The organism is Halomonas sp. AOP25-F1-15 (genome assembly GCF_052378675.1).
Taxonomy (GTDB): Bacteria; Pseudomonadota; Gammaproteobacteria; order Pseudomonadales; family Halomonadaceae; genus Vreelandella; species Vreelandella casei.
In genome coordinates this window covers 16,563-31,129 of record NZ_JBQSXV010000012.1, presented here as the reverse complement: position 1 = coordinate 31,129, position 14,567 = coordinate 16,563, and the positions used below count along the sequence as shown (strand labels likewise).

General features: G+C 55.2%; 14 protein-coding genes. 4 read left to right on the top strand and 10 right to left on the bottom strand.

Translation table 11 applies throughout. From position 1 onward, the window contains the following. The first annotated feature begins 99 nt into the window (after positions 1–99). Positions 100–1,431, top strand: a complete 1,332-nt coding sequence (locus tag ACT3TF_RS17025; protein WP_096276174.1) for a deoxyguanosinetriphosphate triphosphohydrolase — start codon at positions 100–102, stop codon at positions 1,429–1,431. An 11-nt stretch (positions 1,432–1,442) separates the two neighbouring features. Here ACT3TF_RS17025 and ACT3TF_RS17020 read toward each other — a convergent pair whose 3' ends face one another. From ACT3TF_RS17020 to ACT3TF_RS17010, 3 genes are read right to left on the bottom strand one after another with little or no spacing between them, the layout of a single operon-like run. After that, positions 1,443–2,351, bottom strand: a complete 909-nt coding sequence (locus tag ACT3TF_RS17020; protein ID WP_096276172.1) for a nuclease-related domain-containing protein — start codon at positions 2,349–2,351, stop codon at positions 1,443–1,445. 55 nt (positions 2,352–2,406) lie between these two features. Continuing rightward, on the bottom strand, positions 2,407–2,781 hold the full coding sequence (locus tag ACT3TF_RS17015; protein WP_096276170.1) for a translation initiation factor Sui1: 375 nt from the start codon (positions 2,779–2,781) through the stop codon (positions 2,407–2,409). After that, positions 2,781–3,482 carry an HAD-IA family hydrolase gene (locus ACT3TF_RS17010; protein WP_444672625.1) on the bottom strand — a complete coding sequence of 234 codons (702 nt, stop codon included), beginning with the start codon at positions 3,480–3,482 and terminating at the stop codon, positions 2,781–2,783. The genes ACT3TF_RS17015 and ACT3TF_RS17010 overlap by 1 nt, the downstream gene beginning before the upstream one ends. Positions 3,483–3,702: 220 nt before the next feature. Between ACT3TF_RS17010 and ACT3TF_RS17005 the strand changes: the two genes are divergently transcribed. After that, positions 3,703–4,074: a hypothetical protein gene (locus ACT3TF_RS17005; protein WP_096276166.1), complete on the top strand. Its 372-nt coding sequence runs from the start codon at positions 3,703–3,705 to the stop codon at positions 4,072–4,074. Between the two features lie 20 nt (positions 4,075–4,094). Here the strand turns inward: ACT3TF_RS17005 and ACT3TF_RS17000 are convergent, their stop codons facing one another. From ACT3TF_RS17000 to tkt, 7 genes are all read right to left on the bottom strand, one after another. Beyond that, complete coding sequence (locus ACT3TF_RS17000; RefSeq protein ID WP_444625907.1) at positions 4,095–4,445, bottom strand: hypothetical protein; 351 nt, start codon at positions 4,443–4,445, stop codon at positions 4,095–4,097. Positions 4,446–4,619: 174 nt separating this feature from the next. Then, entirely contained in the window at positions 4,620–5,684 is a 1,065-nt protein-coding gene (gene fba / locus ACT3TF_RS16995) for a class II fructose-bisphosphate aldolase (RefSeq protein ID WP_096276162.1), read from the bottom strand. Positions 5,685–5,783: 99 nt separating this feature from the next. Next, positions 5,784–6,953 carry a phosphoglycerate kinase gene (locus tag ACT3TF_RS16990; protein WP_096276160.1) on the bottom strand — a complete coding sequence of 390 codons (1,170 nt, stop codon included), beginning with the start codon at positions 6,951–6,953 and terminating at the stop codon, positions 5,784–5,786. Between the two features lie 25 nt (positions 6,954–6,978). Continuing rightward, positions 6,979–8,016, bottom strand: coding sequence for a type I glyceraldehyde-3-phosphate dehydrogenase (locus ACT3TF_RS16985; RefSeq protein ID WP_096276158.1), 1,038 nt, complete (start codon positions 8,014–8,016; stop codon positions 6,979–6,981). Between the two features lie 80 nt (positions 8,017–8,096). Further along, positions 8,097–8,831, bottom strand: coding sequence for an LrgB family protein (locus ACT3TF_RS16980; protein WP_096276156.1), 735 nt, complete (start codon positions 8,829–8,831; stop codon positions 8,097–8,099). Then, entirely contained in the window at positions 8,821–9,174 is a 354-nt protein-coding gene (locus ACT3TF_RS16975) for a CidA/LrgA family protein (RefSeq protein WP_096276154.1), read from the bottom strand. The genes ACT3TF_RS16980 and ACT3TF_RS16975 overlap by 11 nt, the downstream gene beginning before the upstream one ends. 3 nt (positions 9,175–9,177) lie before the next feature. Continuing rightward, positions 9,178–11,193, bottom strand: a complete 2,016-nt coding sequence (gene tkt / locus ACT3TF_RS16970; protein ID WP_441686319.1) for a transketolase — start codon at positions 11,191–11,193, stop codon at positions 9,178–9,180. A 265-nt stretch (positions 11,194–11,458) separates the two neighbouring features. Between tkt and metK the strand changes: the two genes are divergently transcribed. Together metK and ligB are read left to right on the top strand one after the other, a co-directional pair. Next, the gene (gene metK / locus ACT3TF_RS16965; RefSeq protein WP_096276150.1) at positions 11,459–12,679 is read left to right on the top strand and encodes a methionine adenosyltransferase; all 1,221 of its coding nucleotides are present in this window, start codon (positions 11,459–11,461) and stop codon (positions 12,677–12,679) included. Positions 12,680–12,912: 233 nt separating this feature from the next. After that, entirely contained in the window at positions 12,913–14,565 is a 1,653-nt protein-coding gene (gene ligB, locus ACT3TF_RS16960; RefSeq protein WP_444672627.1) for an NAD-dependent DNA ligase LigB, read from the top strand. Positions 14,566–14,567 lie beyond the last annotated feature (2 nt).

The window sequence follows — 14,567 nt, the reverse complement described above, 5'->3', positions numbered from 1 at the left end:
CATCTTTAACCAATAAGGGTTAAAGCATCTTAATGTTGAGTCGCGCGTCTGCCCGTGGCTATTTTTATGGCAGAATGCACTCCTTCAGGAGGAATGCTTATGACACAGATGCGCTGGGAACAGCTACTTTCCCCACGTCGTCTTCACGACCAACGCTCAGAAAGCACTCGAGAAATAGGCCGTAGCCCTTTTCATAAAGATCACGACCGAATTGTTTTCTCTGGTTCTTTTAGACGCCTTGGACGCAAGACCCAGGTCCATCCGCTGACAGAAAACGATCATATTCATACCCGCTTGACTCACTCGTTAGAAGTGGGCTGCGTCGGTCGCTCACTGGGAATGATCGTAGGTGAGCTGCTGCGTGATCAGCTGCCCGAATGGATTACCCCGGCAGACCTGGGTGTGATAGTGCAAACGGCATGCCTTGGCCACGATATTGGCAACCCGCCGTTTGGACACGCCGGTGAGTATGCTATCCGCGATTGGTTTCAGCGTGCCCAGAGCAGTGGTCTGCTTGAGGGCCTATCCGATGCTGAACGAGAAGATCTGCTGACTTACGAAGGCAATGCTCAAGGCTTTCGCGTTATTACTCAAATTGAATATAATCAGTTCAATGGAGGTATGCGGCTCACGTCGGCCACGCTTGGAACCCTGCTTAAATATCCGTGGACTGTCCGCTATAGTGGGCGGGCAGGTAAGTTCGGCGCTTATCAATCGGAGCAGGCACTGCTCAAAGAGGTCGCTGAAGCGGTAGGGTTGCTGCCCCGGGGTGAGCAGCGGTGGTGCCGTCATCCACTCGCTTGGCTCGTTGAGGCTGCTGATGATATCTGCTATGCGCTGCTGGACCTTGAAGATGGTTTAGAAATGGGCATTCTGCGTTACGAAGAAGTCGTCGAGATTCTGCGCCAGATTGCCGGAGAGTTTCCACCCGAATATACCGACATGCAAGACCGCAACGTATCCCAGCGGCGCCGCATCGCATTACTACGTGGCGCCGCCATGGAGCGTGCCGTCAATGATGTGGGTGCGGTATTCGTTCAGCATGAGCAGGCTTTGCTGAACGGTACGCTTAGCAATGATCTATTAGAGCTGTGCCACCCGGATTTAGGCTGGGGTGTACAGGCCGCCAAGCAGTTAGCCCGCGAGCGTATTTTCCAAAACGAGCGTAAGGCAAAATTAGAAATTGGCGCTTATACAACGCTAGGGATCCTTCTCGAGGCATTTATTGGGGCGGCTCACGAGCTGCACCATACGGGGCATTCATCGTTTAAGCATCAGCGTGTACTGGCTCTTATTGGTGAAAATACGCCGCTGCCGTCTTGGCCGCTCTATGATAGCTATCGACGGATGCTGGACTTTATCGGCGGGATGACCGACCACTACGCGGTGGACTTAGCTCAGGAGATGGGCGGTCGCTTACGCGGCGACTAACCATCTTTCCTCTACACCGATGGCTGACTGAGGTGCTTTAATTCCAAGAGTCTGGCGCGCTCAAGCAAAACGTTGATGACCTTATCATGTATGACATCATTGAGCGGGCCGGTGTTTAGCTCGGTCAGCTGCTTGGCGAGGGTATCACCGCTCACCACCAGAATATCGGTAGCCGCATCACTGTTATCTATTTTCCAGCCAGGGAGTACCAGCACGCCGCGCACCGCAACAGGGACGCCACAGCGTCGCTCTAACCAGTGAGAGAGCCAGCACACGCCCTGGCGTGTTTTATGTAGCGGCCTACGCTCCTGCCAGTGAGGAAAGCGCAAACGCTCTCGTTCTACGGCCACTGTATCGAGCTCATGGCCATCGGTGCCAATAGCCAGCGTTCTAGCGCGTGTTTCGACCACAAAAATGCCGTGAGGCGTCACTACGACGTGATCGATGGTAAAGCTATCGGTGGGCACATCGTGAAAAACGTAGTAGGGGTGTGCGTCGGGGCGAACGAGTCTCGCAAGCTCTTGCCCAACGGCAAGCTCGCAAGCCAAGCCAAGCTTTAATCGCCGTATGCGCTGGTAGTCACGTACTAATAGCAATGAAAATATTAGAACGAGTAATGTGCTTAGCAGGCCATACAGTGCCCATTCAACCCAGTCTTGTCGTTCGACAAATAGCATGCGCCCCATGCCGTAAACGAGTGGCGCCAGGCTGATGATGGGCCCTAGCGCACCGTTTAAAAATAGGCTAGAAAATGCTTGGTCAAGGCGGTAGCGCAATGCTTGGCCTGGTTCATGAAGGGGCGCATTGAAAGGAGAGTGAACACGGGCGTCATGTAAGCTACGTAGCGCCAACACGATGCTGCCCATTGCCGCCATCGGGAATAAAAAAATTAGCGGTAGCAAATATTCCAACCAAGCCATTGCAGTGCCTTGCTCTGCGACTTACCTAGCGATAAGTCATCGTATTATAGAGGTATTAACCTCCAGCGAATTTGACCTGGTATCCGAGAGCGCTCAGCGCCTGATGTAGGGTGTCTCGATGATCGCCTTGGATTTCGATAATACCCTCTTTAACCGCGCCACCCGTTCCACACCGCTGTTTAAGCGTTTTTGCCAAACGTTTGAGATCGTCGCTTGGCAAAGGAATGCCGCTAACGGTAGTCACGCCTTTGCCTTTGCGGCCGCTGGTTTCACGTCGAATACGAACCACGCCATCGAGAGCCGCTAGCCGCTCCAGCTCACTTGCATTATCGCAATTACATGCATCAAGTGCTTCTCTACAGGTCGGGCAGGTTTTACCGTGCTCGGTGGAATACACCAGCCCACCTAACTGATCACGCAAAGACGCCATTACCGCCCCCCAGCCGAGTGTTGAGGCACAGGGATTTGCCAATATTCACGAGTGAGTCTCTCCACTACTGCAGGTAACTGATACATATTGCTGATCATAATAGCGTTTTCAGGCGTTGTCTCGGCATCGGGAAAACGATTTAAATGGATGACCGTCATTCCGGCTTGCTGGGCCGCGTGAACACCCACTAGTGCGTCATCAATGGCAATACAGTCACGTGCCAAGTAGCCCATGATACTCGCTGCATGTAAATGTAAACAGGGTTCAGGCTTCCAGCAATTGGCGGTATAGCCACTGAATAAACGGTTCCCAAAATAGTCGCCAAGGCCCGTAACACTTAACGCGGTGTGAATTTTACTTTCTGGGCCGTTGGATACCACGGCGCTGGGGTAGCCAGCCAATATATCCAGTGCTTCGTGGGCACCGGGTATCGTCGTTAGTTCCTGGGAAAGTCGCGTGGCTAAGTTAGCCCGCATGTGAGTTTCCATGCTGTCGAGCTTGTCTGGATCGACGTCGCCGTGTCGTTTTTGCAGTTCGGCAACAATCCGTCGAAAGCGCGCGCCGCGAAATTCGCCAAGGTAGTCAGTGGCAGCAAAAGGCAGCCCTACTGCATTGAGGCCTAAGGCCATTTCTTCCGCGAGAATGGGTTCGCTGTCAACGAGTGTGCCATCACAGTCAAACAGCAAAAGTGGGAGCGGCATTGCATTTCCTTGCAGCGGCTCAAGCGCTGCCAGTGTTAGTTAAGCCAATCACCCTCTATTGAACGGGATTTTTTGCCTTTTGTGAACACTGTTTTGTTATTTTTTGCTTGCCAGCGTATTGCTCTTGAGCCAGCTTAAAATAGCCATGCTCAATTTTACGACGACTGCGTTGACGATATAGTATGCAATATCCCCTGTCATCACCAATGGAGATCGCGCTATGCGATTAACTGCCTGGGTTCTTCTCTTTACGTTTAGCGCTGCTTTACTCGCGACGACGGGCTATGTTTTTGCCGATAATCACGCACCAGAAAACGAGCAGCACGCGCCACTAAATGATAAAGCTCTGGAGGAGGAGTACGGCATAAAGGCAGGATCGGTAAAGCGCGATGGAGAGCTTTCGTCTAACGACGCTGGTGAGGCGAGTGATCAAACTCGCGCAGGCGAGGATGACGTAGAGCTTGCGCCTTCAACGGGGGAAGAAGAAAGCCCTGGCGCTGGCACCGGAGGCACCGGCAGTCCAAATGATGCAATCCACAGCAGTGAAGAAGAAAACAATGACAACGATGATGGCACTGACGACAACGAGTAGCGTCAGTGCCTAAAGTAATGCTACTGGGCAAGCCGGCGGGAGTTAGCGCTACTACGTTGGTGATAAGGCTTCATTGTACGTTTGCTAGTGACCCACCAGGGGGCGAGCTGACCATTCATTGAATTAAACAGTGCTTTTTGCATGACGAGGCCAGCTTCCATGCTGGCCTCGAGTTTTTCGGTAACCATGCGTTGATTCTCTTGCATCATTTTAGGGCTGAAGAACGGCTGCGTTTGCCATAAGTGGTTACGCATAGTGATGGTGGACAGAGAGGTAGACCATAGCTCGCACGCCATCAGGCCGACTTTCCATATATCGAACATCGCCACTGGCGTGGTGGGGACCAATGACAGGGTGGATGAGCATTTCATAAGCGGCTTGCCTCTGTGTTGGGCCGCGAAACCTCGTGGCCTAATACACAGTGTCAGCGCATCAATGCTGCATTGCAATATGCATTTTGCGGACTATAACCTGGGTTATGAAAAGAGAGCGGTACAAAAAAGACGACCTATGGGTCGTCTTTTTTAACAGGCTTAGTTAGGCGATCATTTGATCTTAGGCGCCAGTTCGCCGCGCTCATAGCGCAGGAACATCTCTTCTAAGTTAATCGGCTTGATTTTGCTGGCATTGCCGGCGGTACCGAACGCTTCGTAGCGGGCGATACATAGGTCGCGCATCGCCGTGACGGTTTCCTTCAAGAACTTACGCGGATCGAATTCAGCGGGGTTCTCAGCCATAAAACGACGCACTGCGCCGGTAGAGGCTAGGCGTAGGTCAGTGTCGATATTGACCTTACGAACGCCGTGTTTAATCCCTTCGATAATTTCTTCGACCGGTACGCCGTAAGTTTCGGGGATCTGGCCGCCGTACTGGTTAATGATTTCCAGCCATTCTTGCGGCACAGAAGACGAGCCATGCATCACTAGGTGGGTATCTGGAATACGCGCGTGAATTTCTTTGATGCGCTGGATTGAAAGCGTATCGCCCGTGGGTGGCTTGGTAAATTTGTAAGCGCCGTGGCTGGTGCCAATGGCGATGGCCAGTGCATCGACCTGCGTGGCTTTAACAAAATCGGCGGCTTCCTCAGGGTCTGTGAGCATCTGCTCCATATCCAGCTTGCCTTCAGCGCCAATGCCGTCTTCTTCACCGGCCATACCGGTTTCCAGGCTACCCAAGCAGCCCAGCTCACCTTCAACGGAGACGCCGCAGGCATGTGCCATTTCTACCGTACGACGGGTAACGTCAACATTATATTCGTAGTCAGTCGGCGTTTTGCCGTCTTCGCCCAACGAGCCATCCATCATCACCGAGGAGAAACCGAGCTGAATAGAGCGCTGGCAGACTGAAGGGCTGGTGCCGTGATCCTGGTGCATGACCACCGGAATATGAGGAAACTCCTCAACCGCGGCTAAAATCAAATGACGCAGAAACGGCGCACCTGCGTATTTACGCGCACCCGCAGATGCTTGCACGATGACCGGCGAGTCGGTGGCATCGGCGGCTTCCATAATGGCGCGCATCTGCTCAAGGTTATTGACGTTAAAAGCCGGAATACCGTAGCCGTATTCGGCAGCGTGGTCGAGCATCTGGCGCATGCTGATCAGAGCCATGAAATCACCTTATCTGTAGACGTTGTGAAGAACTGGTTATGTGAACCCGTGCTGCAAGCACACGGATTCACGTTGTCTAATGCGTTTTTTTACAACAAATTAGCCGCGTTTGGCAGCCGCTTCGAGGGCTGCCACGGCCGGTAGCTGTTTGCCTTCAACATATTCAAGAAAGGCACCGCCACCGGTAGAAATATAGGAAACGCGATCCGCAATGGCGTATTTATCAATGGCCGCTAACGTATCACCACCACCGGCAATAGAGAAAGCCGCGCTATCGGCAATGGCCTGGGCAATAACCTGAGTGCCGTTACCAAATTGATCTATTTCAAACACACCGACCGGCCCGTTCCATAAAATGGTGCCAGCATCTTTAAGCATGGTGGCTAAGTGAGCCGCCGTCTCAGGGCCGATATCTAAAATCATTTCATTGTCGGCTACTTGATCGACGGGTTTGACAACCGCCTGCGCTGATTCAGAAAACTCGGTGGCCACAACGACATCGGTAGGTAGCGGGATCGAGACCTTTTCCATCAACGCCTTAGCCTGATCGATCAGGTCGGCTTCATACAGTGATTTACCGACATTGTAGCCCGCCGCGGCAATAAAGGTATTGGCGATTCCTCCCCCAACAATCAGTTGATCGCATTTATCAGCTAACGTCGTGAGCACATCTAGCTTTGTTGATACTTTTGAACCGCCGACAATTGCGGCCATAGGGCGAGCCGGATTCGCCAACGCTTTTTGTAACGCGTCGAGCTCTTTGGCCAGCAGCGGCCCAGCGCAGGCGCTTGGTGCAAAGCGGGCGACGCCGTGGGTCGATGCCTGTGCCCGATGGGCCGTACCGAAAGCATCCATAACAAAGATATCGCACAGCGCGGCGTACTGCTTCGCCAGTTGCTCGTCATCTTTCTTCTCGCCGCTGTTGAAGCGCACGTTCTCAAGCAACACGACATCACCATTTTCAAGTGCCAGCGTTTCGCCGAGATACGCGGTCACTAGGGGCACCGGGCGACCCAATAGGCCGCTCAGATGCTCAGCAACGGGGGCAAGAGAAAACTCATCGGCAGGTTCGCCTTCAGTGGGGCGTCCTAAATGGCTCATCAGCATAACTTTTGCGCCAGCGTCCACTGCTGCCTGAATGGTGGGCAGCGCTGCGCGCAGGCGGGCGTCACTTGAGACGCGACCGTGTTTAATGGGCACATTCAAATCTTCACGGATCAGCACGCGTTGTCCTTCCAAGGGAAGGTCAGTCATTTTCTTCACATTCATGTGAGCGGTTTCCTCGTGTTCAGATTTACGTTTCTGTCGAAAGTCTGGCCAGTCGATGACTAATATCGAGCATACGATTCGCGAACCCCCACTCGTTGTCGAACCAGCACAGCAGTTTGATGAGGCGTTTGCCAGCGACTCGCGTTTGGGTAGCATCCAGAATGCCTGAGCGTGGATCGTGATTAAAATCAATCGACGCCATGGGGGCTTCTGTGTAGCCAAGAACGCCTTTCAAACGCTGTTGGCTGGCGGTCAGGAGCAGCGCATTCACCGCATCACGGTGAGTATCGCTACGAACCGTGAGGGCCACGTCCATCGCAGAGACGTTAATCGTCGGCACGCGGACGTGTAAGCACTCAAAGCGGCCCGCTAGGTGAGGCATTAGGCGGCTAATACCGAGCGCTAAGCCGGTGTCGACGGGAACAATCGACTGCATCGCCGAGCGAGTGAGGCGCAGATCCGTTTGATGGTAGGCATCAATCACCGGCTGATCGTTCATCGCCGAGTGGATCGTCGTCGTCACGCCGTGCTCAAGCCCTAGCGCTTCATCTAAAACGGTTAACAGCGGCACCAGACAGTTGGTCGTGCACGATGCAGCGGAAAGAATGCGCTGGGACAGCGTCATCTGATCTTCATTAATGCCCCACACAATGGTGGCATCAACGTCATTCTCTGCGGGCTGAGAAAACAGTAGCCGCTTGGCGCCCGCGGCTAAATGCAGTTCGGCCGAGGCGCGGTCTTTAAAGCTTCCCGAACACTCCAACACTAGGTCTACATCGAGTGCTTTCCAGGGTAAATTGCGCGGATCTTGTTCGCACAGTATCTGGATGCGCTGGCCGTTAACGATGAGATCCTGGCCATCGTTATCGACCTCACCTGGAAAACGGCCATGTGTTGTGTCGTAGCGCGTCAGATACGTAATCGTAGCGAGATCAGAGAGTTCGTTGATAGCAACGATCTCAATGCCCGGAGGTTGCCGCTCGACGAGGGCCCGCAGCACGCATTGGCCAATGCGTCCGTAACCGTTAATAGCGATGCGATACGTAGAGGCGGAATTAGCCATACACAAAGGCGGCTCTTAAAAGTAAATCGATGATCAAAAGTGGGGTAGCAAACCCCGCGATAGTAGCGTATTTCAGTCGGCTATGCGTATCCGCTGCTCATGCCTAGCAGTCGCCACGCAAGCGGCAGGAGTATGGCAGTGAAAATGCCTGTAAGGCTCATTCCTAGTGACGCGAACGCCCCCGCCGCGGGGCTGATCTCGAATGCTCTGACGGTACCAATGGCGTGCCCATTCAGGCCAAGAGCGAAACCGATCAAGCGTTCATCGTCGATATGCAGCAAACGTGCAGCAATGCTGACGCATGGAATGGTGATAACACCGGTTATCAGCAGTGCCCCCATTAGCAGCGCTACCTTACCGCCAAGCTGTTCGGTAATGCCGATAGCAATCGGTGCCGTCACGGACTTGGCCGCAATGGAGGCAAGTATGGTGTCGGAGCTGCCCAGCAACCAGGCAATAGCAAGCGCATAGAAAGCCGCTAGCGTGGCGGCAATGGGTAAACAAATTGCCAGCGGCCGCCAGAGTTCAACAATCCGCGGCAGCTGTTGATAAAGCGGCATACCTAGCGCCACCGTCGCGGGCCCCAGCAATACCGTCAGCCATATCGCGCCCTGTTGATAGATCGGATAAGGCAGCCCTATCAGCGCGAGCGCCCCGGCAAGTAGCAGCGCCGCAATTAAGATAGCGGGTAGCCAAGAAGGGCGCTTAAGGCGCTGAAATAGCCGGTTACCAAGCAAATAAGCAACCAGCGTTAGCCCTACAGCAAATAGCGGCGTGGCGGTGAGCAGCTCTAATAGCGATAGGTCAGCGGTCATAAGATTGCCCGATCAGTCGCTTAAGCAACCAAAGGGTGGTGACAACACTAAGCAGTGTGCCCGCCACTAAGGCGATCAGGATAGCCGTCCACTGCCCGGCTAATTCGCCAATGATAAAAAACACACCGACGACACCGGGCATAATCAGCATAGCGAGCAGCGCGATGAGCGGCTGTGCGGCCGCGGCAATACTGCTAGGTACACGACCGTACAGCGCAAGCGTAGCACACAGCAGCAGCATGCCGATCACGCCTGAAGAGACCGGCAGCCCGGTGAAGTAGATGACCACTTCACCGATCAGCCAGTAGCTAATCAGCCATAAAAAGCCACTGAGTGCTGGCATGGCCTAGCCGAGCAGTTCGTGAGCTTGCTTGACGATGTTGTCGACCGTGAAGCCGAAGTGTTTGAACAGATCGTCCGCGGGTGCAGACTCGCCGTAGGTCGTCATGCCAATCACACGACCTTCCAGACCCACATATTTGTACCAGTAGTCGGCATGTGCCGCTTCGATCGCGATCCGCTTGGTGACCGCTTTGGGCAGTACGCTTTCACGGTAGTCAGCGTCTTGGCCATTGAAACGGTACGCCGAGGGCATGGACACAACGCGAACGGCTTTACCCTGCTGCTCAAGTTCGGCAGCGGCGTCCATCGCGAGCGATACTTCCGAACCTGTGGCAATCAGAATCAGCTCCGGCATTTGTGGCGTGCCTTGGCTATCTTTAATAGTCGGGTCTTTAAGAACATAAGCCCCGTTTTGAATGGCCGCTAGCTGCGCTTGAGTGCGCTGCTGGTGCGGCAGATTCTGGCGTGAGAGTACCAGCGCGGTCGGGCCGGAGTGGCGTTTGATCGCCGCATCCCAAGAGGCGGCGGTTTCGACCGCATCGCAGGGGCGCCAGGTGTTTAGATTCGGCGTCGTGCGCAGGCTAGTGAGCTGCTCAATCGGCTGGTGCGTCGGGCCATCCTCACCTAGACCGATGGAATCATGCGTAAACACGTAAATCACCTGCTGGCCCATTAACGACGCCATGCGAATGGAGTTACGCATGTACTCCATAAAGATCAGGAAGGTCGCGCCGTAAGGCACTAAGCCTCCGTGCAGCGCGATCCCGTTCATGATCGCGCCCATGCCAAACTCACGTACGCCGTAATGCAGGTAGTTGCCGCTGGCATCTTCAGGGGTAATCGCCTTGGCACCTTTCCAGAACGTTAGGTTAGACGGTGCGAGGTCAGCGCTGCCGCCCAACAGTTCCGGCATTTGTGGGCCAATCACATTCAGCGCTTCAAAGGATGCCTTGCGCGATGCGATGCTTTCTCCCTTCTCTTGGGCCTGCTCAATCAATGCTTCAGTGGCAAGCTCAGGAGGCAGTTGGCGCTTCATGCGACGCTTGAACTCACGCGCCTCCGTTGGGAAAGCGTCGGTATAGCGAGCAAAGCGGTCTTCCCACGCCTGCTGCGCCTTTTTGCCAGCGTCGCGAGCATCCCAGGCAGAATAGATCGGCTCAGGGATATGGAATGGCGCGTGCTCCCAGCCCAGCTGTGTGCGTGCCAGGGCGACTTCATCGTCACCCAGCGGTGAGCCGTGGGCGTCTTCTTTGCCCTGCTTGTTAGGCGCGCCAAAACCGATAATGGTTTTGCAGATAATCAGGCTAGGCTTATCGTCGTGGCTCTTCGCCAGTTCAATGGCCGCTTTAACTTCCTCAGGCTGGTGACCATCGACGTTCGGCACTACGTGCCAGCCATAAGCCTCAAAGCGCTTGGCGGTATCGTCGGTAAACCAGCCTTCCACTTCGCCATCGATTGAGATGCCGTTATCGTCGTACAGCGCAATCAGCTTACCCAACTGCTGCGTTCCCGCCAGTGATGCTGCTTCGTGGGAGATGCCTTCCATCAAGCAGCCATCGCCCAAGAAACACCAGGTATGGTGATCGACAATGGCATGGCCGGGACGATTGAACTGCGCCGCCAATGTTTTTTCAGCAATGGCAAAGCCTACCGCGTTAGCAAAACCCTGGCCGAGAGGGCCCGTGGTGGTTTCAATGCCTGGGGCATAGCCAAATTCCGGGTGCCCTGCCGTGGGCGAATGCAGCTGACGGAAATTTTGCAGCTGTTCTAGGCTAAGCTCGTAGCCGCTGAGGTGCAGCAACGAGTAAAGCAGCATGGAGCCATGGCCATTGGAGAGCACGAACCGGTCGCGATCGGCCCACTTGGGGTCTTCGGGGTTGTGCTTGAGGTAGTCATTCCATAGCACCTCGGCAATATCAGCCATGCCCATAGGAGCGCCCGGATGGCCGGATTTGGCCTTCTGAACAGCATCCATGGAAAGGGCGCGAATGGCATTGGCTAGCTCAAAACGGGACGGCATGGGAGTGCTCCTCGCCTGAAAACAGAAATTATAAAGGCGCTATTGTCGCTGACTTCCCATGTGGCGGCAAATGCAGAGATAAATGTGCCGGTAAATTCTGGGGCACGCGTTCTGGGAAGCACCGCCTACAGCGTGTAGACTCTGCCTCCCGAGGTGGTGGAGAACGTGATGCTGCCGCCTCTATATACGGGCAGGGGCACCTGCCATGATTTCCTGCTGATGCTGTGGATTTGCTACAGCCGTCATACAGAGGGTCGAGTGCGCGATGAGCGAATATTCCCTGTTTACCTCCGAATCGGTCTCCGAAGGTCATCCTGATAAGATTGCTGACCAGATTTCTGATGCCGTATTAGATGCCATCATCGCCCGTGATAAACAGGCGCGCGTCGCCTGTGAAACGATGGTAAAAACCGGGGTGGCGATTATTGCCGGTGAAATCACGACGTCCGCGTGGGTCGATCTGGAAATGCTGGTGCGTGATGTGATCACGGACATCGGCTATAGCTCCTCACAAGTAGGCTTCGATGGCGCTACCTGTGGCGTGATTAACCTCATCGGCAAGCAGAGCGTTGAGATTGCCCAGGGCGTTGATCGTACCAAGCCAGAAGATCAAGGGGCAGGCGACCAGGGGCTGATGTTTGGCTATGCGACCAATGAAACCGACTCGTTCATGCCCGCACCCATTCATTATTCTCACCGTTTAGTCGAGCGCCAAGCCGAGCTGCGCAAAAATGGCCTGCTGCCTTGGCTGCGCCCTGATGCAAAAAGCCAGGTCACTATCCGCTATAACGCCCAGGGCCGCCCCTGCGGTGTCGATGCTATCGTGCTTTCTACCCAGCACGATCCAGACATTGAGCAAGAAGATCTGCGCAAGATGGTTAAGCGCGAGATTATTGAGCACGTTATTCCCGCTGACTGGTTAGACGACAACACCCAGTACCATATTAATCCAACCGGCAAATTCGTTATCGGCGGCCCGGTCGGTGACTGTGGGCTGACCGGACGTAAGATCATTGTGGATACCTATGGCGGCATGGCGCGTCATGGTGGCGGTGCTTTCTCAGGCAAAGATCCCTCGAAAGTAGATCGTAGCGCCGCCTATGCGGGCCGCTATGTGGCGAAAAACGTCGTGGCGGCAGGGTTGGCTGATAAGTGCGAGATTCAGGTCTCCTACGCGATTGGTGTGGCTGAGCCGACCTCGGTGTCGATCGACACCTTTGGTACCGGCAAGATTGAAGACAAGCAGATTGTGGCGCTGGTGCGTGAGCACTTTGACCTTCGCCCTTACGCGATTACCAAAATGCTGGATCTGCTGCACCCGATGTATCAGCTCACCGCCGCGTATGGTCACTTTGGCCGTGCGCCGTTCGAGCACAGCTACACCTGGAGCGATGATAAAGGCGAGCAGCATAAGGAAACCTTTACGGCTTTTCCGTGGGAAAAAACCGATAAAGCCGATGCGCTGCGCCAGGCCGCTAATTTGTAAGCGTTTCGCTACACGCTTTGTAAGAGATCGCCCCTTTGGCTTCGGCCGGGGGCTTTTTTTATGCGTTATGTCCAAGCCCTGCGCTAGGCTGGTTCTGTTTGCCGATCATTATTTGCACGGGTAAGGGGACCGCAATGTTTAACGGCGCGACGTTTAATGGGGCATTGTTTAATGGATCAACGTTTAATAGAGCAACGTTTAATGGAGCAGTGTCAGGCACTACCGCAATCTGGATGCTCAGTGGCCTTATGGGGCTTGTCACTTTTTCCGCACAGGCTAGTGAGTGCCCCCACTGGCAGGCTGAGCGCTTAGCCAGCGAAAGCCACGCATTAGCCGAGCAGGTCCAGCGCTGGGACACCGCCTACCATGATGAGGGTGTATCACTGATCGACGACGCCCTTTACGATCAAGCCGTTGAGCGCCTTGCCACCTGGCAGCGCTGTTTAGGTGATGAGTTTGAGCATCATCCGCTTTCACCGCTGACGTCTAGCGACGGAACGCTTGAGCACCCGATGGCCCAACGCGGGCTTCATAAAGCCGATGAAGACGGTGTTAGGCGCTTTATCAGCCGTCGCGACGGCCTATGGATCCAGCCCAAAGTTGACGGCGTGGCGATCACACTACGTTATGACCAGGGTGAGCTGGTCGATGCCGTTAGCCGTGGTGACGGCGAGCGCGGCCAAGACTGGACGGCACGCGTGCGCCAGCTTCCTGCTATTCCTAATACGCTTTCCGAACCACTGTCGGCGATACTTCAAGGCGAACTTTACTGGCGATTAGAGCAACACATTCAGTCAAGCTCGCCGGCGTCGGGCGCGCGTGGCGCGGTTGCAGGCGCGATGGCGCAGTCATCGCCTACCGATGCCACGCTTGAGCGTATTGGGCTGTTTGTGTGGGATTGGCCCGATGGCCCAACGAGCATGTCCGAGGGTTTAGCGCAACTGACTCGCTTGGGCTTTGATACTGCTGACTATACCCAGGCGCTTGATAGTCAGCGTGACGCCGCCGACTGGCGCGACACCTGGTTCAACGGCCCACTGCCATTTGCCACTGACGGCGTGGTGATTAAACAAGCGGAGCGCCCCGGCGTGTCCAGCTGGTCGTCATCACCGCCGAGGTGGGCGCTGGCCTGGAAATACCCTGCACAGCAGGCGCTGGCACAGGTGCGGGGCATTGAGTTTCGCGTTGGACGCACCGGGCGCGTGACGCCGCTGGTGTGGCTCAACCCGGTACGGCTTGAGGGGCGGCGAATTAGCCGCGTCTCGCTAGGATCGCTTGAGCGCTGGGCGTCAATGGATGTACGCCCTGGCGACCAAGTGGCGGTCACGCTGGCAGGGTTGACCATCCCTCAGCTAACGGAGGTGGTATGGCATACCCAGACGCGCGCACCGCTGAGTGCGCCATCGCCGCAGCGCTATCATCTACTCAGCTGTTTTGAATTAACCGCTGGCTGCGATGCCCAGCTGTTGGCACGGCTTACCTATCTCGGTGAGCAGCTCGGTATGCAAGGCGTTAGTGAGGGCACCTGGCAAGCGTTGCTGGAAGCCGGCGTGGTAACGCAGTTGCTGGGCTGGATGAGCGTTGAGCCCGGTGAGCTGGAACAGGTGAGTGGCATCGGTGAGACCAGCGCAGGCGCGCTGACTGATCAGTTTGAGGCTGCCCGCTCTGCTCCTTATGCTGATTGGCTGGCCGCTCTTGGCATGCCGCCAGGCGGGAGTGCGCGCATTGGTGACTGGCCTGCCTTGGCGGATTATCAGCACGCGCAGTGGCAGGCCATTAGCGGCGTGGGCCCGGTTCGCGCTGATGCGTTAGTGGCATTTTTTAGCCACCCAGAGGTGCAGCGCATGGCGCAAAGGCTTCAACAAGCGGGTGTTGATGGTTTTTAGCC